Here is a 26,056-nt window from a genome sequence, read left to right on the forward strand (position 1 = left end):
AGTAATGTTTGAATTGACTGTGCTGAATCTTTCGATTCAATGGTCACTTCGTTTCATTGAAACCTAATTTGATACCGCTTTCCGTTAAGAAAGAAATATCTAATTGGATTATCATCAACGAGTGCCCACACAGATTGATAGGTCTATATTGTTAAAGAGCTTGCTTCGTAAGCTTTGCTATCGAAGCGGAGGCGTATTCTAAGGAATTAATTTTCAGTGTCAAACACTTTTTTAAATTAATTTTTAGAAGTTTTCTTTCGCCTTCTTGCCAACCGCTTTTGCGTTTCCGCTTTGCCCTGACAACGGAGGCGCATTATAGGGAGATGATTTTTCTTGGCAACCCCTTTTCAGAAAAAAAATCAAAAAAAAGCGTCGGATGATTAAATCTCACTCAAACGCTTATTTTTAGCACTCAGTTGTTAACTTCAAGTAGCAAATAGGCAATCAATATGTGTCTAGCCAAGACTCTTCAAAGCCTGTGATATCGAGACTCATTGATTGCGCCGCTTCGATTTGCTCGATAGCCTCCAATTCTTTATTTACACTGCTCATCGTCAGTGTGTTGTTGTCTAGCTCAAACACCTGACTTTGAGTCGTATAGTAGAACTTAAGGATCGTCAGCGCTTTTACATCGCCATTGTTCGCGGCTACTTTAATGCTTTTTAGTTTACGAAAGATCTTGTTGTGCAGCTGCTTGAGTTTCCAAACGTACAGCACTTCTTCCATGTATGGTCGAGTTTTAATTTGATTCAATAAAGAGAGGGAAGTTGCAACTGCGAGAACGACACCAATCAAATTCCAATGGAAATTGCCCGTTGATTGTTCTGGTACGACTTCAGTGTTGCCAAACAAAACAATCAACAAGGTACTAAAGGCAAGAGAGGAGATGGCGAGCAACGCAACAAAACCGCCAATCACAAGGTTTACTTTCTTTTTATAAATGTCTTTATTTATCTGTTTGATTTCCATATACCACTCCTAACAGGGTTGCCTCCTATTCTAGCCAGCACACCCAGCTCCACAATCGAAGCTTTGTAAGTAAGTTCACATTTGCTATTAAACTCGCATCCCTTCCCTGCTTGGGTATATACTTCCGCGCATTCACTCTTCCTATATAGAGGCTAAATTCATGCGCTCTTTTGTTTTACGAGCTCGCGCGGCGCCAACCACCAGCAAAGCACTGTTAGAAGGTGTTGGTAATGAAGCGCATACAGAGATTCTTGCTCATACCATGATGAACACGATGTTCGTTGCTCAATCACACCGTGAAGATGTGGTTGTTCACTTGGTTTTAGAAAGCACAAAAGATTTCTCACGCACCATTACTATTCGCTCCAACGACATCACCAACATTGGCGGCTTCCATGAGTCAACCTTGATTGCAGCAGTGGCTCGCGCTTTGGATGCTTCGGTTGGTATGGGTAAAGAGCAACTTCGTGAAGTCGAACCTGGTATTACCGTTCGTACAGTGAGCTTTGAACGCCTAGTACAAGAACTGGCAGAAGATCACCAACTATATATGCTGGATAAGAAAGGCGAATTTGTTCGTGATGCAGAAATTGGTGAAAATCCATGTTTCTTGCTAACTGACCATATACCGATGCCGAAAAAGTCTTTTAACAGCTTAAAGCGCCTTGGCACAGAGAAGATCAGCTTAGGTCCTAAGATGCTTTTCGCTTCTCAGTGTGTAGTATTGATCCACAATGAGTTGGACATACGCGAATTCTAGTTATTCGCGCACACGTTGCTAGATAATGAAAGAGGACTCTATTGAGTCCTCTTTTTGTTTCTATAGTAATGCTAAGTTTACTTACCACCAATGCTCAAACGAGCAAAACGAACGTCTGGCGAGAAGAAAGTTCGGCTATCGTTAATTAGCTGAGTATCACCTACTGCCTCAACTTCTTGCAGCATATTGTAGAAGTTACCCGCTACCGTGATCCCACGAACTGGTTGAATGCGCTTACCATCACGGCACAAGAAACCACTCGCGCCAAATGAGAAATCACCACTCACTGCATCCGCACCAGAATGGACACCTTGAAGTTCGACTAACTCTAGGTACTCACCCACTTTTACTTCTGACGCACTGCTGTTACCCGTCGCAATAACTTTGTGATTCGCTGATACGTCTAGGCTCGATTTTGCACCGCGAGCGGCACTTGCTGTCGAGACTGCGCCCAAGTAACTTGCGGTCTGGCTGTTGTGTAGCAAGGTTTTCAACTCACCATTAGCAATCATGACATTATCTTGAGTAGCGAAGCCTTCACTATCAAAACTCGCGATTGCCATACCATTTGGCATGTAAGCCGTATCAGTAAAGGTAATTAAATCACTCGCAACACGTTGACCAAGCTTGTCACCCAGTGGCGTAATGCCTTTCATCGCGCTTACGCCAGAGAAAGCACTGCCGAAAGCACCGAATAAACTTGCTAGCGCATTGATGTGGAAAATAGCAGGGTAGTTACCTGTCGCAACCGGAGCGCCTTCCAGAAGATCACGAGCAAGGTTGTAGCCACCTTCTATACAGTAAGCTGGATTCAACTCATCAAAACGGCGACCAAGTGACATTCTACCCGCCATTGACTGTTTGCCGTCTTTTTCAAACAAGGTATACGCGTAACAAGTGAACGAGCGCTCGAAGTGTTGACACAATGTGCCTTGAGTATTGGCAATGATCAGTTGTGTTTCGCCATCGCTATAACCATTGTAAGGTGCGCTAGAAGCGTGAGGCAGAGCCACTACGCCTTGCTCAAGTGCGAGAGACAGTTCAATTTTTTCATCAACCGAAGTTGTGTCTTCTTGAGCAATCTCAGCCACGTCAGTCGTGATTTGGCTGTTCACACAACTAATGGTCTGATGTTCATCTTGCTTGGAAAAACGAGCGCTTTGCAGTGCATTAGTCAGCATCAAATCTAAGCTTGGTTGTTCTAACGACTCAGAGTAGCTTGTCGCAACGCGCGCATCTTTCACAACACGAACACCCAGAACTTGGCTTGAGCTTACTTTGTACTCATCCAGCTTTCCTTGGTACGCTTTCAAAGAAAAGCTACTGTTGCGGTTTACAATGACGTCCGCTTCTGCACCTTGGCGTTTTGCTTCTGATAGGACGTAATCAACCGCATTGAGAAGTTGTTGTTCTTGGCTCATTAGTTACCGCCTCCTACCAGAATGTTATCGACTTTCAGCGTTGGCTGACCGACTGTTGTTGGTACTGAACCACTTACTGAACCACACATGCCCGGCGCAAGCGCCATGTCTCTGCCGACCATGCTGATTTCTTTCAACACTTTTGGACCCGTGCTGATCAGCGTTGCTGTTTTCAGAGGTTTGGTGATTTTGCCATTTTCAATGAGGTAAGCTTCACGAACAGCAAAGTTAAACTCACCCGTACCCGGTTGAACCGAACCACCACCCATCTTCTTCGCATAGATACCACGCTCGATGCCTGCCAGCATGTCATCAAGTGAATGCTCGCCTTCTTCGATAAAGGTGTTACGCATACGCGAGGTTGGTGCAAACTTGTAGTTTTGACGACGACCAGACCCCGTAGGTTCGTAACCTGTCTTCATGCCACCCATTTTATCGACCATAAAGCTGGTTAGCTTACCGTCTTTGATCAACTGAGTGCGCTGAGTCTTCATACCTTCATCATCAACGTGAATCGAGCCCCATTCGTTGGTCATGGTGCCATCATCGACTGCGTTCACCGCGGTGTGAGCAACCATTTCGCCCATCTTGTCGTGGAATACTGAAGCTTTCTTCGCAACTGAAGTGGTTTCTAGCAAGTGACCACACGCTTCGTGGAAGATTACGCCGCCAAAGCCGTTACCAATTACCACTGGCATTTCACCCGATGGACAAGCATCCGCGCCAAGTTTTACCAACGCTTGTTGCGCGATAGTTTGACCTAGCTCTTTGGCATCAAGCTGTTCACTGAATTCCCAACCAGCAAGAGCGCCAGGACCTTCCATACCAGAAGACTGCTCATTACCTTTTTGAGCGACGGTATTACCAGCAACTCGGATGTAATGACGAGTATCGTCAACGTGTAGACCTTCTGAGTTGAAGATAGACACTTGTTGTTCACGCTGAAGCACGCTGCCAATAAACTGGCTGATATGCTCACTCTCAGCACGTGCGGCTTGGTCAACTTTCAATAGAAACGCGATTTTTGAATCTAGGTTAGCATCCTTACTTAGTGGCATGCGGCAACCATGTTGGATTGGGTAGCGGTTCAAATTCAAAGAACCCGCTGACGCGATTTGCTCACGCTTGTCTTTTGCAGCAAGCAGCGAGGTTACGCGCTTTAGTTCGGCTTCATCTGTGCTGTTGGTGTAACCGTAAAGCACCTTATGACCGAAAAAAAGACGAATACCGATACCAAAATCGATACCCGAGTTAACCTTATCCACTTCACCAGATGCGATCTGGACAGTGTTGGTTTGGTGATGTTCAACGAATAGTTCAGCGAAATCAGCCCCCAAAAAGAGCGCATGATCGATCACTGACTTCGCTGTTACAGAATTAAGCATGAAGTCTCCTTGCTCGATGATCGTCTTAGCCATCCTAATTAACTGTGAAAAAGTTCAACAAAGTTAAATTGGCAACACGTTAAATTTTAACAGTTTTTTAACCTTGTTTTGTGCTAATCCTTGCTTAACGAGACCACGATTATTTATTAAATATTCCAGGTTCTGCTCATTCACCAGAGCGTTGCACTAGTAAATTCCACCCAGCAAACCATTTAGGTGCTTACTTTATCACTCACCTCGCATAATTGAATACTCATTATAATTACGCTCAAAAAACGTATCCCTTCCGCAATGGTCCTGCTATCATCCGAACGAAATAGTCGGGGGGCCACACGACAAGTGTTGGCTGAGATCGAAATTCGAGACCCGTTGAACCTGATTCAGTTAGCACTGACGTAGGGAACTATGCACACTTTGCCTTTCGTCGCCCCTCTTAGGTAAGCGATAGCGATCGAAAAATCGATCTATCTGCAACGGTCAAAGTCAGTTCCTATACGTCTTGTAGTAGGAGCGACCATGACGCAGCAATCACAACCTCATTCACATCACACGCCAGCCTTGCCTACCCCTATCGTATTGACCATCGCGGGCTCAGACAGTGGTGGCGGTGCAGGTATTCAAGCCGACATCAAAGCGATGTCCGCAACCGGCAGTTTTGCTTGCTCGGTAATCACGGCGATTACTTCGCAAAATACCCAAGGCGTTTCTGCGATTTTCCCCATTCCTCTCGACCATGTAGAGAGCCAACTTGATGCAGTATTTACCGACCTCAACATCGTTGCAGTCAAAGTGGGCATGCTGGCAGATTCCAACATCATCAAAGTCGTTGCAGACAAAATTAAACAATACCAGCCAAAACACCTCGTGATTGACCCTGTGATGGTGGCCACCAGCGGCGATCTATTACTGGAACAGTCGGCAATCAGCACTTTAAAAGAAGAATTGATTCCGCTCGCAGACATCATTACCCCTAACCTACCCGAAGGCGCAGCATTGACGGGTAAGCCAATGCCTCAATCAGAATCTGAAATGAACGATATGATTACCGACCTTCGTGCGCTTGGCGCCAAAGCTATTCTGCTCAAAGGCGGTCACCTTGAAGAAAATGAAAACAGCAACGATCTGCTTATCATGCAAGACAGTGCCGAGTTAATTAGCGCCAAGCGATTTCCAACCAAAAACACTCATGGCACAGGCTGTACACTTTCTTCCGCCATTGCGTCTTATCTTGGCCAAGGCAACAACCTACACAAAGCGGTGCACCTGGGTAAGCAGTACATCAGCCAAGCTATCGCACACGCTGATGAATTGGATGTAGGTAAAGGCCATGGCCCTGTGAACCACTTTTTTGCGGGTCATACTTATGTTCGCTAACGCGATTGGCATTCAGCTTTCCGATGCTAGTCTGCGATACAAAGACAGCCAAACACCAACGCTAGCAGGGTTGAGTATGACTATTCCTGCTAATCAATGGACAGTGTTACTTGGTCGCAGTGGCTGCGGGAAAACCACAATATTGCGTTACTTAGCTGGCCTACTGGATGACCAAGTTGACTGGCATGGCGAACTCATCACAACGGATGGCGCTGCACTGCATGACCGTATCGCTTACATGGCTCAGCAGGATTTATTGCTACCGTGGTTGAATGTGTTAGACAACGTCTGCCTCAGTTCTCGATTTTCTCAAGTGCAAGCACCAGAGCAAAATAGACAACGTGCACTGACTTTACTAAGCCAAGTGGGACTCGCCGATTACGCGGATGCTAAGCCAGCTCAGCTCTCTGGCGGCATGAGACAACGTGTTGCCCTTGCTCGCACTCTGATGCAAGACAAGCCTCTAGTTCTGATGGATGAGCCTTTCTCTGCACTGGACGCGGTTACTCGTCATAAGTTGCAAACCTTGTCTGCCGAATTGCTGAAAGATAAGACGGTTGTTCTGATTACCCACGACCCACAAGAAGCGGTGCGATTAGCTCACCAACTCTATGTGTTGCAAGGCACACCTGCGCAAGCTCAGCACTTGGTCGTTCCAGACTCCAAGCCGCCCCGAGTTCTCGATGGAGAGTGCGCGGCGTTACAACAAGCGATTTTGGATCAACTGGAGAAAGACTATGAGTGATATGACTCAGTACAACTCCGTTTCGGCACGCATTAGTAAAAAAGAACGCGTGACCCATCCGGCTCTGCGCTTGGTCATTAGCACAGCGGTGATCTTGGGATTGTGGCAGTTGGTTGTTGTGGTATTCGACATGCCAAGCTTCATCTTACCTTCACCAATTGAAGTGCTGGATAGATTGGTCACTCGTTACGATGTCTTGCTCAAACATACTTGGGTTACCGCGCAAGAGATTTTACTTGGTTTGGCGCTTGGATTATCAATGGGTTTGCTGTTCGCATTGCAAATGCTGATGTTCGAACCGCTGAAGCGTTGGTTACTGCCCATTCTGATTGCTAGCCAAGCGATCCCTGTGTTCGCCATCGCGCCAGTGCTCATGCTTTGGTTGGGTTACGGCATTGCTTCAAAAGTTGTTATGGCGGCAATCATCATCTTTTTCCCCGTCACGACATGTTGCTACGACGGCTTACGCAATACACCAACAGGTTACCTCGATCTTGCCAAGACCATGGGCGCGTCTAAATGGCAGCTACTTCGTCATATTCAATTGCCAGCCGCGCTACCAACGTTAGCTTCAGGTATTCGTGTTGCCGTCGTTATTGCGCCAATTGGAGCAGTGGTCGGTGAGTGGGTAGGTTCAAGTGAAGGCTTGGGTTATCTGATGCTCCAAGCTAACGCTCGCATGATCATTGACGAGATGTTTGCGGCGCTGTTTATCCTCGCCGTGCTGTCTATCTCACTCTACTTCATCACCGATAAATTATTGAAAAAAGCCATCCCTTGGGAAAGCAAGTAATTACAGAAAATAACCAAAGAAAATTGGGAAAGAAAAGGAAGAACCCCGTGAATAAAAACAAACTTATGAGCGCTGCTGCTCTACTCGCTTCAGTGGTATCAACCAATGTGCTTGCAGCAGAAAAAGAGATGACACTGATGTTGGATTGGTTCGTCAATCCAAATCATGGTCCTATCGTGATTGCCAAAGAGCGTGGTTACTTCAAAGAGCAAGGTTTGAAGGTCAATATTCAAGAGCCTGCAGATCCAAGCACACCACCTAAGTTGGTCGCTGCGGGTAAAGTCGACATGGCGATTTCTTACCAACCAAGCCTAACTATCGATGTCGCGGCTGGTTTACCACTAATCCGCTCTGCGACGTTGATTGCTACGCCACTCAACACGCTGATGGTGCTAGATAACGGTAAGAATGAAAAGCTTGGCGACTTGAAAGGCAAGAAGATCGGTATTGCGATCGCAGGCAACGAAGAAGCGACAATCGGCACTATGCTTGCGCAAGAGAACGTGAAGTTTTCTGACGTACAAATCATCAACGTAGGTTGGGCGCTGTCTTCGTCTCTTGCGTCTGGCAAGGTGGATGCGATTTGGGGCGGTCTACGTAACTTCGAAACCAACCAACTGGCATTAGAAGGTTATAAAGCTAAAGCCTTCTTCCCTGAAGAACACGGCGTGCCAGCGTATGATGAGTTAGTTTTCGTAGCTAATGCGAAAACCTACAACAAAGAAGCCATCAAAGCATTCAACAAAGCACTAGAGCAAGCAACCACTTACATCGTTAACCATCCAAAAGAGTCGTGGAAAGAGTTCGTGGCTTATTCACCAGACACCCTCAACAACGAGCTTAACCAACGCGCTTGGAACGACACGCTAACTCGTTTCGCTCTTCGTCCATCTGCTGTAGATCTGAAGCGCTACGATGATTACGCGCAGTTCATGTATTCACAAAAAATCATCGAAACACTGCCAAAAGCGAAAGATTACGTACCGAACTTTGACTAATTCTACTGACCTTAGGATCTAAGCCTAGGGTCTTTTGATAACGAGATACCCATAATGAAATACCAAGATTTGATCGACGCTTGCCGCCAAGATTGGCAAGAATACACTGAGCATGCTTTCGTGCAGCAATTAGCGCAAGGCACTCTGGCTCAGCCTTGTTTTCTGCATTACCTAAAGCAGGATTTTCTTTTCCTAAAACAGTACGCGCGAGCTTACGCATTAGCGATCTACAAAGCGCGTACTTTGGATGACATGCGCCGCGCCCTACCAAGCGTACATGCATTGCTCGATTCTGAAATTGCCCATCACGTGACTTACTGTGAGCAATGGGGACTGACGGAATCCGACCTAGAAAACGAGCCAGAAGATTTCGGCACTGTGGCTTACACCCGCTACGTGTTGGATGCAGGAATGACGGGCGATCTTGTTGATCTATACGCGGCACTGGCACCATGTTCTATCGGTTATGCCGTAATCGGTAAGATGCTGATTGAAAGTGAGAACACGGTAATCGAAGGCAATCCATACGCAAGTTGGATCAACCTCTACGGTGGTGAGGAATTCCAATCTGGTGTCGCAAAAGGTGCAGAACACTTTAACCAGTTATTGGCGGAAATCGATATCAATAGCCAGCGTGGTCAAAACCTGATTCAGGTATTCAAAACCGCAACGCGTATGGAAGTGGCATTCTGGCAACAAGGTCTGAACGCTCAGCAAGGTTAATCGGAGAGTCTCATGTTAATTGAACAAATCACCCAAGCATTAACCGCAGTACGCCAACAAAAGCCATTAGTCGTCAACATCACTAACTACGTGGTGATGAACAACACGGCAAACGCCCTATTGGCTATTGGTGCTTCTCCAATCATGGCGCACTCCAAGCAGGAAATGGCAGAGATGATGTCGTTCGCTGGCGCACTGGTTATCAACATCGGTACCCTAGACAGCATTTGGACACCGCGTATGAGCTATGCCGTAGAGCAAGCCAATGCCAATGGTAAAATCGTTGTGCTCGATCCTGTCGGTTGCGGAGCAAGCTCACTACGTACCGAGACATCACGTGAAATCGCACGCCTTGCAGACAAACTCATCATCCGAGGTAACGCTTCAGAAATCATTGCACTCGCTGGCGAGCAAGCACAAAGCAAAGGCGTCGATGCGTTAGACAGCAGCGACGCAGCACTTGGCGCAGCGAACTTCTTAGTTTCAGAGTATGGTGCAAGTGTGGTGATTTCTGGCGAGACTGATTACATCGTCACGAAAGGGCAAACCGTGCAACTGAACAATGGTCACGAGATGATGCCATACGTAACAGGAATGGGCTGTACGCTCACGGCACTGACGGGTGCTTTCGCTGCTGTTGGTGATCACTCCGGACTTGCTGCCGCGGCGGTACTGGGCGTTGTGGGTGAAATTGCGGCTGAGCAAGCGCGAGGGCCAGGCAGTCTGCAAATGAACCTGTTGGATGAGCTTTACCAACTGGATGAAGAAACACTGGCAAAACGCCTAAAACTCCAAGTGAGTTAAGCTTTCTCTAACAAATACCGGCCTCTCACTCCCTGTAGATGAGAGGCCCAAAGGAAACAAAATGAACGCCTATCGTTTATATTTGGTCACCGATGACCAACAAGATTTAGCCACACTAAAGCGTGTTGTGAGAAAAGCCGTGGAAGGTGGCGTGACCATGGTACAAGTCCGCGAAAAACACGGCGATGTGCGTGCGTTTATCGAACGTGCTCAAGCCGTGAAAGACATCCTTAAAGATACCAATGTGCCTTTGATCATCAATGACCGCGTTGATGTTGCACTGGCAGTTGATGCCGATGGGGTTCACCTCGGGCAATCAGACATGCCCGCAACTATCGCTCGTGAGTTGATTGGACCAAACAAAATCCTCGGCTTATCCATCGAAAATGAAGAGCAGCTTGCAGAAGCGGACTCTCTTCCGATTGATTACATCGGCTTGAGCGCAATCTTCGCGACGCCGACCAAAACCAACACCAAGAAGTTCTGGGGTATTGATGGCTTGAAGATGGCGTTAGAGACGACTTCACTGCCGATTGTTGCCATTGGCGGCATTAACGAAAGTAACATTCCGCAACTCAGCGCCACTGGTGTTCATGGCTTAGCTTTGGTTTCAGCGATTTGCCACGCAGAAGATCCAAAAGCCGCATCGGAATATTTATTAGGGTTGATGAGCTAACCTTGCTCACGCCTGAACAAAGCGCTTATGGATGAGCGCGTTTGCCTTTCAGTACTTTCAACAACCTCTCCTTTCACAACGAAGAGCTGCAATGTCACTTTCACGCTCGAATTGACAGAGCGTTGATAAGTTTTTCACGCCAGATAACGTAAGATAAGCCCCTTATTTTCACGTGGTTGAATAACCCTCAATAAAAACAAAACGCTCTCAATGAAAACCAAAAAATATGGATTGATGATGCTCGCCTTGTTTGTTCTTGGCATCATCCCAATGTCGCTGTTTGGCTCTTATCACAATCTCACTTCACAGGTGCCGGAAAGTCTGGGTATTACTTTTACTTTGCTCACAGATTCTGCTGGTAGCAAAGGCTTTTTAATTACGTTAACACTGCTACTGCTTTCTTTATTTCGCTTTAAACCAAGTCGCATTGAGTGGATACAAAAACTCTCAATGTTAGGGTTGTTACTGGTGATTGGTTTTGCCAGCAAAACGGGGCTAAAACTGATGACAGAAAGCCCGCGTCCCTACACGGAATTGCTCGCAGCAGAACAATTGATTGAGCACCCAGACGCGTTTTATCAGTTGGATACAAAGCAGCAAGCCAACGTAATTAACCAGATTTCTGAACACGTCAGTGATTGGCGAACGCGCCATTGGCAAGGCGAGAAAGACTATTCTTTCCCATCCGGCCATACGATTTTCGTTTCGATTTGTTTGGCTTTCTTTGGCGGGTTGTTCTTACAGAACAAGTGCTATATCTCTGCACTGTCATTATGGATGTGGGGAATGAGCGTCGCATATAGCCGCTTATGGCTGGGGATGCATCGCCCTGAAGATTTAATAGGCTCAGTCTTGTTTGTCGCGATTGTATTTACTTTACTCCCGACATTTCAAATTAAGAAACAGATGCCATTTGTTTCTCTCGCTTCGCGCTAATTTGAACGATTACTAGATAAAAAAGAAGCCAGCGATTCGCTGGCTTCTTGCTTTAAAACGCTACTTTTTTCTAACCATTTCTTGGTGGTTCAAACGCTGTTAGTTCTAATTCTGGGCCAGTGTATTTTTCAATACGAACCAGCGCCGAGTTCGCCGCACAGCCGTTTGCAAGTCGAGAGGTCGGAATATCCAACGTTAACACGTTACAACCGCCGTTCTTACAAATGCCGGTTTTCGGATCCAGATCCGGCCAGCCGCCTTCATGAATACACACTGAACCTTGCTTGATTCGGTCAGTCACTTCTGCACCTACCAATACTTGGCCACGGTTGTTAAACGCACGAACTAAATCGCCCGTTTTAATACCACGCGCTTTCGCATCTTCAGGGTGAATCCAAATAGGTTCACGGTTTGCAATTGCGTACTCTTCGCGAATCTTCGCGTAGTTAAACTGGCTGTGTAGACGATGCGCTGCGTGCGCGGTCATTAGCTGCAACTCGCCGTCTTTTGCATTGCCAGTGTACTCGGTTGGTGCCATCCACGTTGGGTGTGGAGGACAGTCTTCCAACTGATAACCTTCAATGGTTTTCGAGAAGATTTCGATCTTACCACTTGGTGTACCGAGTGGATTCATGATCGGGTCTTCACGGAAATCTGCGTAACGAACAAACTGTGCGTTCTTCTCGTTCCACTTCATCTCGATCAGTTGGTTATCTTCCCAGAACTTGCTGAAGTTCGGCATTGCTACGCGAGAGCCACGGCCACCTTGTTGCGCCGCCTTGTAGAAGCCGTACAGCCATTCCATTTCGGTTTTACCTTCAGTGTATACGTCACGGCCACCCGGAGCTAGCATCTCTGCCATGTCCGCGAATACATCGAAGTCATTACGCGCTTCACCTTGCGGCTCAACCACTTGCTTCATTGGCACCAAGTGTTGGTTACTGTAGTCACCCGTCATCGTTAAGTCGTTACGCTCGAACGATGTGGTGATTGGCAGAACAATGTCCGCGTGCTTTGCAGCCGCCGTCCAGTAAGGCTCTGAAATCACGATCAGTTCAGGCTTTTGCCATGCTTTAATCAAGCGGTTGGTATCTTGGTGGTGAGTAAAGTTCGCACCACCGGCCCACCAAATCATCTTGATGTCCGGGAACGTCAGTTCATGACCGTTATGATGGTAGGATTGACCTGGGTTTTCCAACGCCTCGACAATACGCGCTACAGGGAAGCTTTGCACCGCGCCAGACACCGCCCAGTCGTTCCCCGCAGAAGAGCCGCCACCCAGCGATGCCGAAATCGCAGGAAGTACGCCAGCATCACGAGCAGGGTTACCACCGTTTGAGTAGTGGTAAGAGAAACCAAAACCACCGCCCGGTAAACCGATTTGACCCAACATCGTTGCCAGTGTAACCAGCATCCAGTGACGCTGCTCACCGTATTGTTGGCGCTGCATGCCCCAACCCGCCATCAGCATGGTGCGGTTTTTACTGAAGATGTCAGCCAGTAGCTCAAGTTGCTTCGCAGGTACGCCACAGATTTGTGATGCCCATTCTGCTGATTTTTCTACGCCGTCTTCTTCGCCCATCAGGTACGCTTCAAACTTGTCGTAACCTGCGGTGTATTTATCGAGGAAGGCTTTATCGTGCTTACCTTGTTTCACTAAGGTGTGTGCGATGCCCATCATCATTGCCACGTCGGTCATTGGGTGAGGAGCAATCCACTCCGCATTCTCACCAAAGAACTCGATGGTTTCAGAACGAATAGGGTCAATCGCAATGACCGTCTTGCCTGATTTTTTCAATTGATGGAAGAACTCAAGACCAGCACAGTCTGTTGAGCTCCACGCGATTTTTAGAGTGTTGATCGGGTTTAAGCCCCAAAGCACAACCACATCGCTGTGCTCTAATACCACTGGGTACGTAGTTTGTTGCTCGTACACTTCGATAGAGCCCACAACGTGCGGCATGATGACCTGCGCAGCACCCGTTGAGTAGTCACCCAAGTGGCCTGAATAGCCGCCCGCCATGCTCATGTAACGTTGCAGCAAGGTTTGTGCTTTGTGCAGCACGCCACTTGAACGCCAGCCGTAAGAGCCTGCAAACACAGAAGCCGGGCCGTATTCTTTGCGAATTCGCATGTGCTGTTCGTGGATCAGCTTGTAAGCCTCATCCCAAGACACACGCACAAACTCATCACTACCGCGCACACCTTCTGGCGACGATGGGTTTGCCAAGTAGCCTTTACGTACCATTGGGTACTTCACACGCGCCTTGGTATGCACTTGGTCAGGCCCAGTAGTTTGTAGACTATTTGGTACAGTTTGTGGAAGAGCATTAGTAGTCGAAGCCAACTTACCATCTTTCACTTCACATAACATTGGGCCCATGCGGCCCGCTGTCAAAATGCCCTTGCCACGCTGGTTTGAAGACGCAACAGACATAGGTGCAAATGAAGTGAATGCCATTGCACCAGCCGCCATACCAGTGCCTTTTAGAAATCCGCGACGGGTCATATTAGTCATAATCTTATCCTTCTATTTATCGTTAGTGACCAACCACATCTTTCGCGTGGTGCTGGAAGAACTTGGTTAGAATTTCTAGGTTCTCGGCTGAAATATCAGTTCGATCACCCATACTTTTCGCTACCGGTCCCCATGCATTCACTGTGAAGTGATTTGAAGGAATTTTCGCGTGACAAGTTGCACAGTAAACGTTGTCCAACTCTTCTGCGTATGACCATACTGGTTCAAGCGTGTCAACAACTGGAGAATCAATAGCGCCAGTTAGAGAAACCGCGCGCCATTCGTTGCCGTAAACATCTGCCTCAAATTCACCAGTTTCAAGCGCTTGTTGGCCTTGCTCTGTTAGCGTTGCTACGATGGCACGTTGACCTTCTCCCATGTAAAGCACTTGCTCTGCGCCTTTCATTTGGAATGCGTTCAACTTAACAGTGCGGTTGTCGCCTTCAGAGCTGATTACTTCCAACTTCGTCGTTGGGTTAATTTTACCCATCTCACCCATTGCGATTTCAGTCACAGGGTAAACAACCTTGGCATTAGGTGATGTTTTTGTGGTGAAGCTCATCAACGTTTCAAATGCCTTGCTGTCTAGCTCTGCTTCTGGTGCAAAGTGCGCCACACCTTTATGACAATCGATACACGTTTGATCGTTTGCTTTCGCGTAAGCGTGCATCTTCGCCGCATCACGTGATTGCTCAAACTCTTCCATTGCATCGAAATCATGACACGAACGACACGTCGCTGAATCATTTTCACGGAACTGAGCCCATACCGTTTCAGCCATATCTTTACGATGTGCTTCATATTTCTCTGGCGTGTCGATCTTACCTGTCACAAATTCATGGTAGATGTCTTTCGACGCGCGAATTTTGGTGATCAGGTAATCCATTGGTTCTTGAGGAATATGACAGTCAGAACATTCCGCGCGAATGCCTTTCGCATTACTGAAGTGCACTGAGCCTTGGTACTCTTTGTAAGGGGTTTCCATAGAGTGGCACGAGAGACAAAATTCAGTATCTGAGGTGTAATGCATTACTGCCGCACTCCCCCCCAAAGTTAACCAGCCCACACCAATGCCGGCAGCAACCAGCAGTGCAACATATCGTTTTTTTATTGACATAATTAGCAACACTTCCAAATAAAATGTAATTATAGGTCGCAAATTACTACTTTATGGGTAGTCCTCTCTTGATCCACATCATTTCCGTGTTGCTCTGTATGCCTCAAGTATGAAATTTTGTTATTTACATCTCAAAGATGAATATATGGCAATAATCCATTACCCAACCAACTATTCACCACATAAATCACTTTTATGAATGCAACTATTTGATTAAACAGATAAAAGGATGAGAGACTGAATCTCCACATTGATGCAGTAAGGACACGCATGTCAGTTTACATCGAGACGCACAGAAGCCAATTAAGACCCATCAAAGCCAGTGACTGGGAACTCTTTCAACGATTACTCTCCGAACAAGAGGTTATTGCGCTCTGTTTCGATCGTCCCAGCGAAACAGAAATAAGAGAAAAATTTGCTTCGCGATTATTACCATGGACCCCAAATAGCCAGCATTGGCTTTGCCTTGTAATACTCGATAAGCAATCTGAACAACCCATCGGCATCACTGGCTTTGCTATTGAAAACGGTAAGGCAGAGGTAGGTTACTTACTTTTGCCGGAATTTCATGGCCAACAGTTTGGAACAGAAACTCTTCAAGCGCTTCTATATTGGGCAACCTCGACACATAACATCAACCACTTTTCCGCGACGGTCACTGAAGGCAATATTGCGTCAGAACGTGTCCTGATAAAATGTGGTTTCGAACTCATTGAGGTCATTCCAGACGCATACCAAATTGGTGGCAAACCCTACGCCGATAAAATCTACTCACTACAAAAATAAGGACGTATTTTGAATAAAGTAGTCATCATTACCGGCGCAAGCCGAGGCATTGGAGCCGCAGCGGCGAAAAAGCTGGCCGGGCAAGGCTATCGCGTTTGCGTTAATTACCGCACTCAGCAAGAGGCCGCCGACCAAGTTGTGGCAGAAATACAAGCAAACGGTGGCAAAGCGATTGCCATCGCCGCAGACGTAGCCGATGAGAAGCAAGTGCTCTCCTTGTTTGATGAAACAGAACGTGAATTTGGTGCAGTGACGCACTTGGTCAACAACGTTGGCATCCTATTTACTCAATCGCCTTTGTCAGAAATCAGCTTGGAACGCTTTCAGAAAGTAATGAACACCAATGTGAATAGCTGTTTTCTCTGCTGTCGAGAAGCGGCGAAGCGATTCAGTGCAGGCGGTGCAATTGTGAATGTCTCCTCTGGAGCGTCGCGCTCAGGCGCGCCATTTGAGTATGTCGATTACGCCACATCAAAAGGCGCGATGGATACCTTAACTAAAGGGCTCTCGCTAGAGTTGGCAGAGCGCAATATTCGCGTCAATGGCGTTCGACCTGGTTTCATCTACACTGATATGCATGCCGACGGCGGAGAACCAAACCGAGTAGATAGACTCAGCCCTCAAATTCCTCTTAAACGCGGTGGCACGGTAGAAGAAGTGGCAAATGCGATCGCTTGGCTATTAAGTGACGAAGCCTCTTACATCACAGGATCATTTATCGATATTGCAGGGGGCAGATAGAATGCAAGTCCATATCCGACAAGCGATTCCCGATGATTTAGACGAAATTTTTCAGCTTAATTTTCAAATTAATTCACTGCATTTTGCGAATGCGCCAGAAGCCTTTGTTGCGCCTTCAGAAGCTGACCGTGAATTTCTTGCACAAGCACTAGAGAACAAAGAGCGACTCTTTTTGATTGCCGAACGCGAACAGCAAATTCTCGGCTTCTTAACCGCGATGATCACCCAAAACGACACCGTCAGTTTTCTGATCAAAGACCCAATTTGTCGCGTGGGAACAATTGTTGTCGATGAAGCGCAAAAGCAGCAAGGAATCGGCCGCCAACTGCTCCAAGCCTGTGAGCAATGGGCGCGCGATGCCAATGCCACACAAGTTCGATTGGAAGTGATGGAATTCAATCAGCCAGCACAGCGCTTTTACGATAATCAAGGTTTTAAAACTAACTCACGCATTATGCTGAAACATTTGTAACGATAACGACAATTAAGCGCTTTTCACGGCTAAACCCACCTAAATCGCATTTATCGATGCAATTTACCCCCCTGATTTTAGAAAAAGACGATATGATGTGCGGATAAGGAGATTCGAACATGATTTATCTTTTCGATTGGGGGAACACCTTGATGGTAGATTTCCCTCACGCACAAGGAAAAATGTGCGATTGGGAACACGTAGAAGCAGTTCCTCAAGCCAGAAAAACACTGGCAATACTTTCCCAAAATCATCCCATCTACATTGCGACCAGTGCATCTGATTCCAACATGGAAGAGGTTCAGCGTGCATTTGTTCGCGTCGACTTAGACCAATACTTAAATGGCTATTTTTGTTTTGCCAACCTCGGTATCGCTAAACACCAACCTGAGTTTTATCTCGCCATCGCAAAACAGTTAGGGGTTAACGTGAGTGGAATAACCATGGTTGGCGATTTACCTCACAAAGATATTTACCCTGCGATGAAAGCGGGCGTAAACACAATTTGGTTTAACCCAACGGGCGCTGATGCACCAGCCGAAGCCATTCCTAACCAAATTCGTTGTTTATCTGAGCTTATCCCCTAACCGTTACTAACCTGCACTAATCAAGGAAGATGAATGCAAATCAGATCCATCAAGGTGAGCGATATCGCGCGCTTCACCGCGCTGTGGAATCGAGTGTACTCCGAAGGGGAATTTTTGATTTCTCCTGCACCCGATAACGCAACGCTTCGCAGAATCCTGCAACGTGTGGAAAACGAGTCCATCCCTCAGTTTGTCGCGTTTGACCGCCAAAAACTTATCGGTAGTGTTGAAATCTACCCAGCTGAGATGTGCGGTTACGAAAGAGGGCAACGCCTTCGCGTCGGTATTCTTGGTATTCACATCGACAAAAACTACCGAGGCAAAGGATTGGGGCGGAAACTATTGGCAGTCGCGATCGCACGTGGTTGGGAATTTGGTTACGACCAAATCGCACTCTACGTATACACAACCAACACACCAGCGATTGCTTTATATGAACGGTTTGGATTTGAACATCAGGGGGAACTTGGGGAAGTGACCTTGCCAAATGGTAAAGTCTTGATGAGTCAAAAAATGGTATTGTATAAAGCGCAAAGCCCTTCGAAAAACCCCGATTTGTAGACTCACGATAACCGTTGTTCGCAACACTTATTCGGGATTAACACCCTTGCGTCACATACCCTCGAACAATTGAATCGTTAGAGGCTTGATTCACGTAGTAGAAATAGCATGCTTCTTCTGCCAGTGTGTAACCTTGCGGCCAAATGTACACCACGCGATCAACACCCGATTTATCTAAGAACTGATAATCAGGAATAGCGACAAAATGAGCACTGTTTGGGTGCTGCTGACCGATGATGCAAAAATCACTGCCTTTGCACGGCACGTCAATTTTCGAATAACCTCTGGCTGGTAGATCGATTTCTAACAAAGCTCGAATACTATCGGCACTCGCTTCTGGCATGCCTTTGCGTGTTTTGACATGTCGGTCAATGTAGTGAACGTGCTCTTGGCCGTAAGCGTTATCAATCACTGATTGAGCATGAAAGAATTTGAGAGCCGTACCCAAAGAAGACTGAGAACTGTGCAGCATCGCAGCGTATGCTTGGCGATGAATATCGAGTAGTACTGGTAAAGCAGCTAATGCGATGAAAGCCAAAGTGGTAAGCACTATGGTGATTTCCATCAGCGTAAATCCCTTTGATTTCACGTTTCTTATCTCAACTAGCCCAAGACAATAGCCCCACATCCATGTGAGACCGAGCCAATATATCGCCAATTTCTTACGATTAAAGGCTTAAGGGGTAAGAAGAGACAAACACCACTCAAACTTGAGAACAGCAGCCAAAGAGCAGTGTAACAAAACGACGCTATGTGTCAGATATTAGACGGTTTTTACTCTCTAGTTACTGAGTAAAGGCACATTATTTCGCACCAGACCACGACGAACATTCGTGCACATTTTGCCAAAACGACGAATCTCATCGAACTGCGGAACAATGCCGCGCTCCATGGCTGACTCCCAATAAGTGACTTCTGAATCGACCATTTCCAACAATTTCTTCGGACAGCCAATGCACTGCCCTTCTGGTCCACATACAAACGTTTCTGGTTCATAAATTGGTAGTTCCGCTTTTACTTGCTCGATGATGCTACGCATGGCGGTCATTCGATCTGGCTTTACCTTCATCATTCTGCTCCACGGATTAAGATGAAGCAGATTGTACCCACTGATACGCAAATGTCCCTACCCAATTTAGGTATATTCTGTTTGAATCGATTTCTTTATCGTCAGATCCGGCTTTTTAACCACCAAATACACCGCCGTAGCTGCCAGTACGAAACCAGAAATCCCCATCCAATCAAATGACTCTCCAAACGCGAGCCAAGCCTGAATCGCCGTCGTTGGCGGCACCAGGTAGAATACAGAAGCTACGCTCGATGCAGCACCGTTCTTAACCATGTACAGCAGCAGTAGAATAGCTACACAAGAGAGCACGACGACCAACCACAACACAGTCAAAATAAACTCCAGTTCCCACTGCACTTGCATGGTTTCAAACTGCATCGCAACGGGCAGAAACATGACGAGCGCGGCCAAATATTGCACCGTCGCACCACCCACCATATCCACTTGTTGGCAATGTTTTTTCTGATACAGCGTCCCTAGCGTGATACCAACCAAAGCCAATAAACACAAACCAATGGCCAACACTTTGTGCTGCTCGGATTGCCACTCCATTTTGCCCATCAACACCATAGCGATACCGACAAAACCAAGAGCCAAACCCAGCCATTGCGAGGGTTTAAATTCCTCACGAACAAACGCCACCAGCAAAGCCGCGGTTAAAATCGGCTGAATGCCCACCAGCAACGAACTCAACCCCGCTGGCATACCCAAAGCGATAGCGAAATAAGTACCGCCCAGATAGAAACCGTGGATTAACGCCCCAACCACACAGCTGTGCCAAAAATCTTTTCCTGTCGGCAACCTTCTACGCAATACCGCCACAAGAACCAGAAACAATAAGACATTGAATGCCATACGGATAGAAAGTAGTGTCGCTGGCTCGGCATATTGCAAACCAAAACGCGCACCAACGAATCCAGAAGCCCAAAGGATGACAAATACAAAAGGGATGGCTCGGATTAACATGATCGCCTCACTCACGCTTGTTTTATGTTTTGAGATACTGCTAATGTAATTAGGTACAGTGTTTTCAAAAAGTGACAGATGGAAGTGTTTTTATGGGTACAGATTTATTGGAAAGCGGTGAAGGGAATAAGTACCTCGTGGTGGAAAAACACCTCAAACAAGCCATCAATGGTGGCGTTTATCAGGCGGATGATCGACTGCCCTCCATTCGCTCGTTGAGCCAAGAATTAAACGTCAGTAAAAATACCGTGATTCGTGCGTATCAAGAGCTGGAAGCACAAAACTTGGTTTACTCGGTTCCCAAATCGGGTTATCGAGTTAAAGTCGCCTTGCCGACCTCTCGCTCAATTCCGGATCCGACTCGCGTGGATTTGCTCTCGATCTGCAAAGAAATCCTTACTTATCCTGAATACCAAGAGCGTTTGCCTACCGGTTCTGCCCACCCAAACATTGACTCCCCCGCGATCAAAAGCTTGTACGCCGAGATCGGCCGCCACAGCCGCCAGCAAACGCATGTACCGAGCCATTACCAATTACCACCCGGTGATCACCTCTTAATCAAACAACTAGCGAAAATCACACAAGATTTGGGCACGCCAGCCAAGTTGGATGAGATCATGGTGACGCACGGCGCGCAACAAGCCATTAGCCTAGCGCTGCGCGCAACGACACAAAAAGGCGATATCGTCGCGGTGGAGTCCCCTTGCTATTTTGGCAACTTATTGATGCTAGAATCACTCGGCCTCAAAGTGGTGGAAATTCCGAGTTGCCCACGCGACGGTATGTGCCCCGAAGCCTTAGCAAAAGCAATGGCGACATGGGACATAAAAGCGATCATCGTAACGCCAAACTTCACCAACCCTACTGGTGCTATGATGCCGCTAGAAAAGCGTCAACAATTACTATTGGCGTCCGGCAATATTCCTATTATCGAAGACGATGTGTTTGGCGGGTTAAGTTATGATAAGCCGTTGCCAAGCTTGAGATTGCTCGATGACAAGCAACGCGTAATTTACGTGAATTCGTTATCCAAAACGCTCGATTCGCGTTTGAGAATTGGTTGGATGTTGGCGGGGCGATATCGAGACCAAATTGAACAATATCTACTGTGTGAGAACATGGGCAGTTTGAACCTGATGCAATCCGCCGTGGCAACGTTTCTAACGTCAGGCAAGTATCGAACGCATACTGCGCGAATGGGTCGGGTTTATCAAAACAACATGCGACGATTTATACAGATGCTTCATCAATACTTGGATGAATACGAACCTCTAAAAAATCGATACCAGATCAACGCCGTACAAGGCTCGTTCTTACTTTGGTTGCGACTGCCCGAAGACACGGACAGCTATGCGTTGTATCAAGCATGCAATAAGCACAGAATCAGCCTACTTCCCGGCACCGTATTTGGCACTCAAGGGCAATATCGACATTGCGTGCGCCTCAGCGTGGCAAACTTTGGTCATGAAACCGATTGGAGTCACGCGATGCAAACACTGGCAAAATTGATAGCAAAGCATGCCTGTTAACTCGCTCTTACTAAATGAACTTATGCCGACACACGTAAACAGGTAACAACAAAAAACTCCACGCAAAGGTGGAGTTTTTCATATCGTCATCGCCTTCAGTGCGACTTAATTTGCCACATTCTCGCGACGTTTTCGGCTAAATTAGCAACGTTGACGTCGGCCTCTTTCATGGCCTCAGGTAAGCTCATCGCCCTTGGTACACAAGCAAACACCGCATCAATGCCGCACTCATAAACCGCCTGATAGTTGTCGCCCACACAGCCTGCTAATGCAATGACTGGTAAATTACACTGCTTAGCCACCTGAGCAACGCCCATCGGCGTTTTGCCATGTGCGGTTTGATGATCGATTCGACCCTCGCCTGTAAATACGATATCCGCATCCGCAACATGCTGAGCAAGTTTGACCGTTTCAAGCACAATCTCAATTCCCGGTTGCAAACGTGCTGGCGTGTACCCGAGCAAGGCCGCGCCCATACCACCAGCAGCACCCGCCCCTTCACGAGTCAGTACATGCTTACCCGTCGCTTGTTCCGTCAACTCGCCAAACTTGCGCAATGCGTTATCGAGCAGAGTAACGTCTGATACGGTCGCTCCCTTTTGCGGGCCAAAGATAGCCGACGCGCCTTTGTCACCACAGAGTGGGTTATCAACATCGCACGCTACCAACACTTCGCAAGTTGCTAAACGAGGGTCAAGACCAGAAATATCGATGGACGCAAGCGCCGCTAACCCGCCTCCATTTGGGGTAATTGCATGACCAGATTCATCAAGAAACGCCACCCCCAACGCGGTCAACATGCCCACGCCACCATCATTGGTAGCGCTGCCGCCCAAACCAATGATTAAACGTTGAATGCCTCTGTCTAGCGCGTGTTTGATCAGCTGTCCGGTACCAATGCTACTGGTCAGTTTTGGGTCGCGAGCGTCACTCGGCACAAGGTGTAGCCCACTGGCCTCCGCCATTTCAATAACCGCAGTTTCGCCGTCGCCGAGGATGCCATAAAACGCTTCAACATCATTCCCTAATGGCGCAGTCACTGTTGTGAAGACTTGTTCGCCTTGAGTTGCATCTATCAAAGATTGAACCGTGCCTTCGCCACCGTCTGCGACCGGAACCGTAACAAACTCAGCATCATGCCATACGCGAGCAAGACCCGTTTTTATCGCCTCGCTCACTTGTTTGGCGGTTAAGCTTTCTTTAAATGAATCAGGTGCAATTACCACTTTCATACGTATTTCCAGAGACTTATAAGAGAACGAGGCTCAAAATGTACACCAATGCCATTGCCGTGACACCTTGAACGAGCGTAGCCATGGTTTGCGCGCGGTACGCTAAGCCCACCGACATGCGGCTAAACTGCGAGACTACCCAGAAGAAACTGTCGTTTGCATGAGAAACCGTCATCGCACCAGCACCGATCGCCATCACCGTTAATACGCGGCCCATTTCTGAATCGAGCCCCAATTGCGTAAGCATAGGCGCAACCAAAGCCGATGTGGTCACCAATGCAACCGTTGATGAACCTTGCGCCGACTTTAGCGCAGCCGCAACGATAAATGGCATGAAAATACCCACGCCCAGCGCCGATAGCGTCGTACCTAAGTATTCACCTAGCGGCGTTGCTTTTAATACCGCGCCAAATGCACCACCCGCACCGGTAATCAAAAGAATAGGCGCAGCAGCCGTAATACCTTGGCTGATTCGCTCGCCAAATTCTTCAATCTTGTTGTCTGACTTGAGTAGGCGAACAGAAAGGAACAGGCCAATCACCAATGCCGTTAGTGGCTGTCCTAAGAAAGTCAGAACATCAAACACAAAACCTTCGCCCAGCGGTAGGCTTGGGAATTTCGCGATAGAGCCAAAACAGATCAATAAGATAGGAACAAAAATAGGAGCGAATGCTTGGCTCGCCGTTGGCAATTTGCCGTAAGACGCTTTGAGTGCTTGCCAGTCTTGCTGAATTTCTTCTACGGCTTCAATGCCATCTGGTTCAACATGTTGGAATCGGTTCGCCCACAACATCCCCGCTAACGCCGCAACCGCTGCAACAAACACACCCACACCAATCACTAAACCAAGGTTAGATTCCAGGCCTAAGTTACCCGCAGCGGCAATCGGGCCAGGAGTTGGCGGCACAAACGTGTGCGTTGCGTATAGGCCAGTTGCCAACGCCACACTCATCGCAACGCTTGAGGTTTTTAAACGCTTCGCGAGTGATTCTTTGAGCGAGTTCAGAATGACAAAGCCTGAATCACAAAATACCGGAACAGAAACGATGTAACCTATGATACTCATGGTCAATGTTGGGAAACGCTCACCCAACACTTTGATGACCGTATCGGCCATGGTGATCGCCGCACCACTTTTTTCCAAAATAACACCAATGATAGTACCTAAAACGATAACCAAACCAATGTAACCAAGGATGCCGCCAAAGCCAGAAGCAATGGTTTTGGCAATGCTATCTGCCGGTAAGCCGTAAGCAAATGCCGCAAGGAACGCCGCGATGATCAGCGCTAAAAAGGGATGTAATTTGAATTTGGTGGTCGTGAGCACAATAAATGCGATCACCCCGAGCAGGATTAATATAAGGTTCATGATAACTCCATTTATTCTTATTTTGCTGAGCGAGTCCGTGTTGGCTCACTCAACATGTAGGGACGCATGAATTATTAATCGTTTGCTTTAGAATTCCTTTAGGCGGAGTGACAAATGATGTGGTCAAAAAATGACGCGTATTGTGCAGATGCACAATATCACGACATTTTTGAGAGCCGAGTCGCAATATAAAGCTCCGCTAACCCCACAAAATTGGTAGTTGGTAGCCCTGTTATCTCGGTGATTTTCTCTAACCGATAGCGCAGAGTGTTCCGGTGAATAAACAGCATTTTAGAGCATTCTGTTACATTGCCATTGCATTCAAACAGTGCATCTAGGGTTTTCAATAATTGCTCAGATTTGTCTTTCTCTTTCAACCGTTTCACACCATCAATAATTTGTTCACCTTGCCAAATATCCGCCAACGGCGCTAACAAAACAGGCAAACGAAGTTCATCGAACAGGTACTTACGTTTCTCTGGGTAGAACTGCTTGCCAATGGCTAATACCTGCTTCGCGCTTTGGTATGACAACGCGACATCTTTAGGCTCATTAAACAGCTGCCCTAGCGCAATGTGAAACGTATGCGAATCGTGATCGCTTAAACGCGACATCAACTTATCAATGCGCTCACTTTCAACTTGGCTATCCCACTGCTTGGCGGAATGACACGGTTTCAACACCACAATTTCATTCACTGAGACAATCGCAACTAGGTTGTTACGCTCTGGGTATTCAAGCAGCTCAACAATATTGCGCACACTCTTCATGCTTTTCGAGGCCGACGGCGTCGAGACTTCAATCACCGTTGCCACCCGTGGTTGAGTAACATCGATAGAAAGACGCATCGCCCAATCTTTCAGCTCTTCATCGGTCAATTTGCCATTGATCCAAGCCAGAATAAACTCTTCACGATGACGTCTGTCCCACTGAAATTTTTCCACCAGCGCAGCTTGCTCGATTGTTAGTTCAGCGGTCATTTTAACCAGTTTTGCAAAATCTCGGATTTTCTCCGGCTCTCCTGTGACGCCAACAATACCGACCACGTCGCCATGTAATTTCAACAACATATTGATACCGGGTTTGACACCCTGCAACGTCAAACATTGCTGCTCATTAAGCTCTAGCGAATCGCCATGATTCAGCGCCAGTACCGCGCCATCATGCACTTGCCCAACACGTTTAGGGTCGCCACTGCCAATGATGATGCCTGCCGAGTTCATCACATTCACATTGTGACCAATGATGGACATGGTTCGATCAACAATTTGTTGTGCTAAAGCGTGGTCGAGAATCACCATTTCGAGTTTCCAAATTGACCGTTTAATCACTCAATAAATCACAAATGGCAAACTATCGCGATGCTGCGGTTCTAAATAACGGAAGCAGCTCAAAGCATTATCCAATTGCCCATATTTAAAAAGTGGATTAAACCTTCATTTTTAGCAACGGGTTATATACTTAGAACAAAGGTTACCAATGCATTCTTCACTGTGCATTGATGCCACTCGTCTACCTACAGAGG

Annotated in this window: 26 protein-coding genes and 1 riboswitch; of the genes, 15 read left to right on the top strand and 11 right to left on the bottom strand. The window is 47.2% G+C overall.

From position 1 onward, the window contains the following. Positions 1–444 precede the first annotated feature (444 nt). Positions 445–969 carry a DUF3087 domain-containing protein gene (locus R7P35_RS21505; protein WP_025768782.1) on the bottom strand — a complete coding sequence of 175 codons (525 nt, stop codon included), beginning with the start codon at positions 967–969 and terminating at the stop codon, positions 445–447. A 160-nt stretch (positions 970–1,129) separates the two neighbouring features. On the opposite strand from R7P35_RS21505, the gene trmY reads away from it, so the two are divergent. Beyond that, positions 1,130–1,729 (top strand): tRNA (pseudouridine(54)-N(1))-methyltransferase TrmY, encoded by a 600-nt coding sequence (gene trmY, locus R7P35_RS21510; RefSeq protein ID WP_017634347.1) that lies wholly within the window; start codon positions 1,130–1,132, stop codon positions 1,727–1,729. Positions 1,730–1,806: 77 nt separating this feature from the next. Here the strand turns inward: trmY and R7P35_RS21515 are convergent, their stop codons facing one another. Together R7P35_RS21515 and R7P35_RS21520 are read right to left on the bottom strand one after the other, a co-directional pair. Further along, a complete protein-coding gene (locus R7P35_RS21515) occupies positions 1,807–3,150 on the bottom strand; it encodes a TldD/PmbA family protein (RefSeq protein ID WP_258458251.1) in 1,344 nt (447 codons plus the stop codon). Further along, the gene (locus R7P35_RS21520) at positions 3,150–4,535 is read right to left on the bottom strand and encodes a TldD/PmbA family protein (protein ID WP_025768780.1); all 1,386 of its coding nucleotides are present in this window, start codon (positions 4,533–4,535) and stop codon (positions 3,150–3,152) included. The genes R7P35_RS21515 and R7P35_RS21520 overlap by 1 nt, the downstream gene beginning before the upstream one ends. A gap of 311 nt (positions 4,536–4,846) precedes the next feature. Beyond that, positions 4,847–4,954, top strand: a riboswitch (TPP riboswitch). Positions 4,955–5,051: 97 nt separating this feature from the next. Here R7P35_RS21520 and thiD point away from each other — a divergent pair. The 8 genes from thiD to R7P35_RS21560 all read left to right on the top strand — a co-directional run bounded on the left by thiD (position 5,052) and on the right by R7P35_RS21560 (position 11,584). Next, complete coding sequence (gene thiD, locus R7P35_RS21525; RefSeq protein WP_005383329.1) at positions 5,052–5,909, top strand: bifunctional hydroxymethylpyrimidine kinase/phosphomethylpyrimidine kinase; 858 nt, start codon at positions 5,052–5,054, stop codon at positions 5,907–5,909. Continuing rightward, positions 5,899–6,654 (top strand): ABC transporter ATP-binding protein, encoded by a 756-nt coding sequence (locus R7P35_RS21530; protein ID WP_033907185.1) that lies wholly within the window; start codon positions 5,899–5,901, stop codon positions 6,652–6,654. Before thiD ends, R7P35_RS21530 begins: the two co-directional genes overlap by 11 nt. Continuing rightward, entirely contained in the window at positions 6,647–7,447 is an 801-nt protein-coding gene (locus tag R7P35_RS21535; protein ID WP_009706843.1) for an ABC transporter permease, read from the top strand. Before R7P35_RS21530 ends, R7P35_RS21535 begins: the two co-directional genes overlap by 8 nt. Positions 7,448–7,494: 47 nt before the next feature. Continuing rightward, positions 7,495–8,445 (top strand): ABC transporter substrate-binding protein, encoded by a 951-nt coding sequence (locus R7P35_RS21540; protein WP_025768778.1) that lies wholly within the window; start codon positions 7,495–7,497, stop codon positions 8,443–8,445. A gap of 54 nt (positions 8,446–8,499) precedes the next feature. Then, positions 8,500–9,168: a thiaminase II gene (gene tenA / locus R7P35_RS21545; RefSeq protein ID WP_025768777.1), complete on the top strand. Its 669-nt coding sequence runs from the start codon at positions 8,500–8,502 to the stop codon at positions 9,166–9,168. Positions 9,169–9,180: 12 nt separating this feature from the next. Beyond that, positions 9,181–9,972, top strand: coding sequence for a hydroxyethylthiazole kinase (gene thiM / locus R7P35_RS21550; protein ID WP_042522363.1), 792 nt, complete (start codon positions 9,181–9,183; stop codon positions 9,970–9,972). 61 nt (positions 9,973–10,033) lie between these two features. Then, positions 10,034–10,648: a thiamine phosphate synthase gene (gene thiE, locus R7P35_RS21555; protein ID WP_005374296.1), complete on the top strand. Its 615-nt coding sequence runs from the start codon at positions 10,034–10,036 to the stop codon at positions 10,646–10,648. A 210-nt stretch (positions 10,649–10,858) separates the two neighbouring features. Continuing rightward, entirely contained in the window at positions 10,859–11,584 is a 726-nt protein-coding gene (locus tag R7P35_RS21560; protein WP_005374297.1) for a phosphatase PAP2 family protein, read from the top strand. A 70-nt stretch (positions 11,585–11,654) separates the two neighbouring features. On the opposite strand, the gene R7P35_RS21565 is transcribed toward R7P35_RS21560, so the two are convergent. Beyond that, complete coding sequence (locus R7P35_RS21565; RefSeq protein WP_042522361.1) at positions 11,655–14,102, bottom strand: trimethylamine-N-oxide reductase 2; 2,448 nt, start codon at positions 14,100–14,102, stop codon at positions 11,655–11,657. A gap of 22 nt (positions 14,103–14,124) precedes the next feature. Next, entirely contained in the window at positions 14,125–15,219 is a 1,095-nt protein-coding gene (locus R7P35_RS21570) for a NapC/NirT family cytochrome c (RefSeq protein WP_005374302.1), read from the bottom strand. Between the two features lie 270 nt (positions 15,220–15,489). Between R7P35_RS21570 and R7P35_RS21575 the strand changes: the two genes are divergently transcribed. From R7P35_RS21575 to R7P35_RS21595, 5 genes are all read left to right on the top strand, one after another. Continuing rightward, positions 15,490–16,005: a GNAT family N-acetyltransferase gene (locus R7P35_RS21575; protein WP_025768771.1), complete on the top strand. Its 516-nt coding sequence runs from the start codon at positions 15,490–15,492 to the stop codon at positions 16,003–16,005. A 9-nt stretch (positions 16,006–16,014) separates the two neighbouring features. Then, positions 16,015–16,746: a glucose 1-dehydrogenase gene (locus tag R7P35_RS21580; RefSeq protein ID WP_042522357.1), complete on the top strand. Its 732-nt coding sequence runs from the start codon at positions 16,015–16,017 to the stop codon at positions 16,744–16,746. A gap of 1 nt (position 16,747) precedes the next feature. Continuing rightward, complete coding sequence (locus R7P35_RS21585) at positions 16,748–17,218, top strand: GNAT family N-acetyltransferase (RefSeq protein ID WP_169628499.1); 471 nt, start codon at positions 16,748–16,750, stop codon at positions 17,216–17,218. Positions 17,219–17,337: 119 nt separating this feature from the next. Further along, positions 17,338–17,805, top strand: coding sequence for an HAD family hydrolase (locus R7P35_RS21590; RefSeq protein ID WP_042522353.1), 468 nt, complete (start codon positions 17,338–17,340; stop codon positions 17,803–17,805). A 33-nt stretch (positions 17,806–17,838) separates the two neighbouring features. Beyond that, entirely contained in the window at positions 17,839–18,366 is a 528-nt protein-coding gene (locus R7P35_RS21595; protein WP_005374314.1) for a GNAT family N-acetyltransferase, read from the top strand. Between the two features lie 37 nt (positions 18,367–18,403). On the opposite strand, the gene R7P35_RS21600 is transcribed toward R7P35_RS21595, so the two are convergent. The 3 genes from R7P35_RS21600 to R7P35_RS21610 form a co-directional block, all read right to left on the bottom strand. Beyond that, entirely contained in the window at positions 18,404–18,994 is a 591-nt protein-coding gene (locus R7P35_RS21600; protein WP_225474250.1) for a type II secretion system protein, read from the bottom strand. 153 nt (positions 18,995–19,147) lie between these two features. Beyond that, positions 19,148–19,435 (bottom strand): hypothetical protein, encoded by a 288-nt coding sequence (locus R7P35_RS21605; protein ID WP_005374318.1) that lies wholly within the window; start codon positions 19,433–19,435, stop codon positions 19,148–19,150. 66 nt (positions 19,436–19,501) lie between these two features. After that, positions 19,502–20,401 carry a DMT family transporter gene (locus R7P35_RS21610; protein ID WP_017634359.1) on the bottom strand — a complete coding sequence of 300 codons (900 nt, stop codon included), beginning with the start codon at positions 20,399–20,401 and terminating at the stop codon, positions 19,502–19,504. 92 nt (positions 20,402–20,493) lie between these two features. Between R7P35_RS21610 and R7P35_RS21615 the strand changes: the two genes are divergently transcribed. Then, positions 20,494–21,930, top strand: coding sequence for a PLP-dependent aminotransferase family protein (locus R7P35_RS21615; protein WP_017634360.1), 1,437 nt, complete (start codon positions 20,494–20,496; stop codon positions 21,928–21,930). 95 nt (positions 21,931–22,025) lie between these two features. Here the strand turns inward: R7P35_RS21615 and R7P35_RS21620 are convergent, their stop codons facing one another. The 3 genes from R7P35_RS21620 to R7P35_RS21630 all read right to left on the bottom strand — a co-directional run bounded on the left by R7P35_RS21620 (position 22,026) and on the right by R7P35_RS21630 (position 25,832). Continuing rightward, positions 22,026–23,162, bottom strand: a complete 1,137-nt coding sequence (locus R7P35_RS21620) for a glycerate kinase (RefSeq protein WP_042522351.1) — start codon at positions 23,160–23,162, stop codon at positions 22,026–22,028. A 16-nt stretch (positions 23,163–23,178) separates the two neighbouring features. Beyond that, complete coding sequence (locus R7P35_RS21625) at positions 23,179–24,531, bottom strand: GntP family permease (protein ID WP_005391886.1); 1,353 nt, start codon at positions 24,529–24,531, stop codon at positions 23,179–23,181. Positions 24,532–24,689: 158 nt separating this feature from the next. Continuing rightward, the gene (locus R7P35_RS21630) at positions 24,690–25,832 is read right to left on the bottom strand and encodes a sugar diacid recognition domain-containing protein (RefSeq protein WP_213904683.1); all 1,143 of its coding nucleotides are present in this window, start codon (positions 25,830–25,832) and stop codon (positions 24,690–24,692) included. Positions 25,833–26,056: the final 224 nt, after the last annotated feature.

This window comes from Vibrio sp. Vb0304, from assembly GCF_033338995.1.
In the GTDB taxonomy this organism is placed as follows: Bacteria; Pseudomonadota; Gammaproteobacteria; order Enterobacterales; family Vibrionaceae; genus Vibrio; species Vibrio alginolyticus.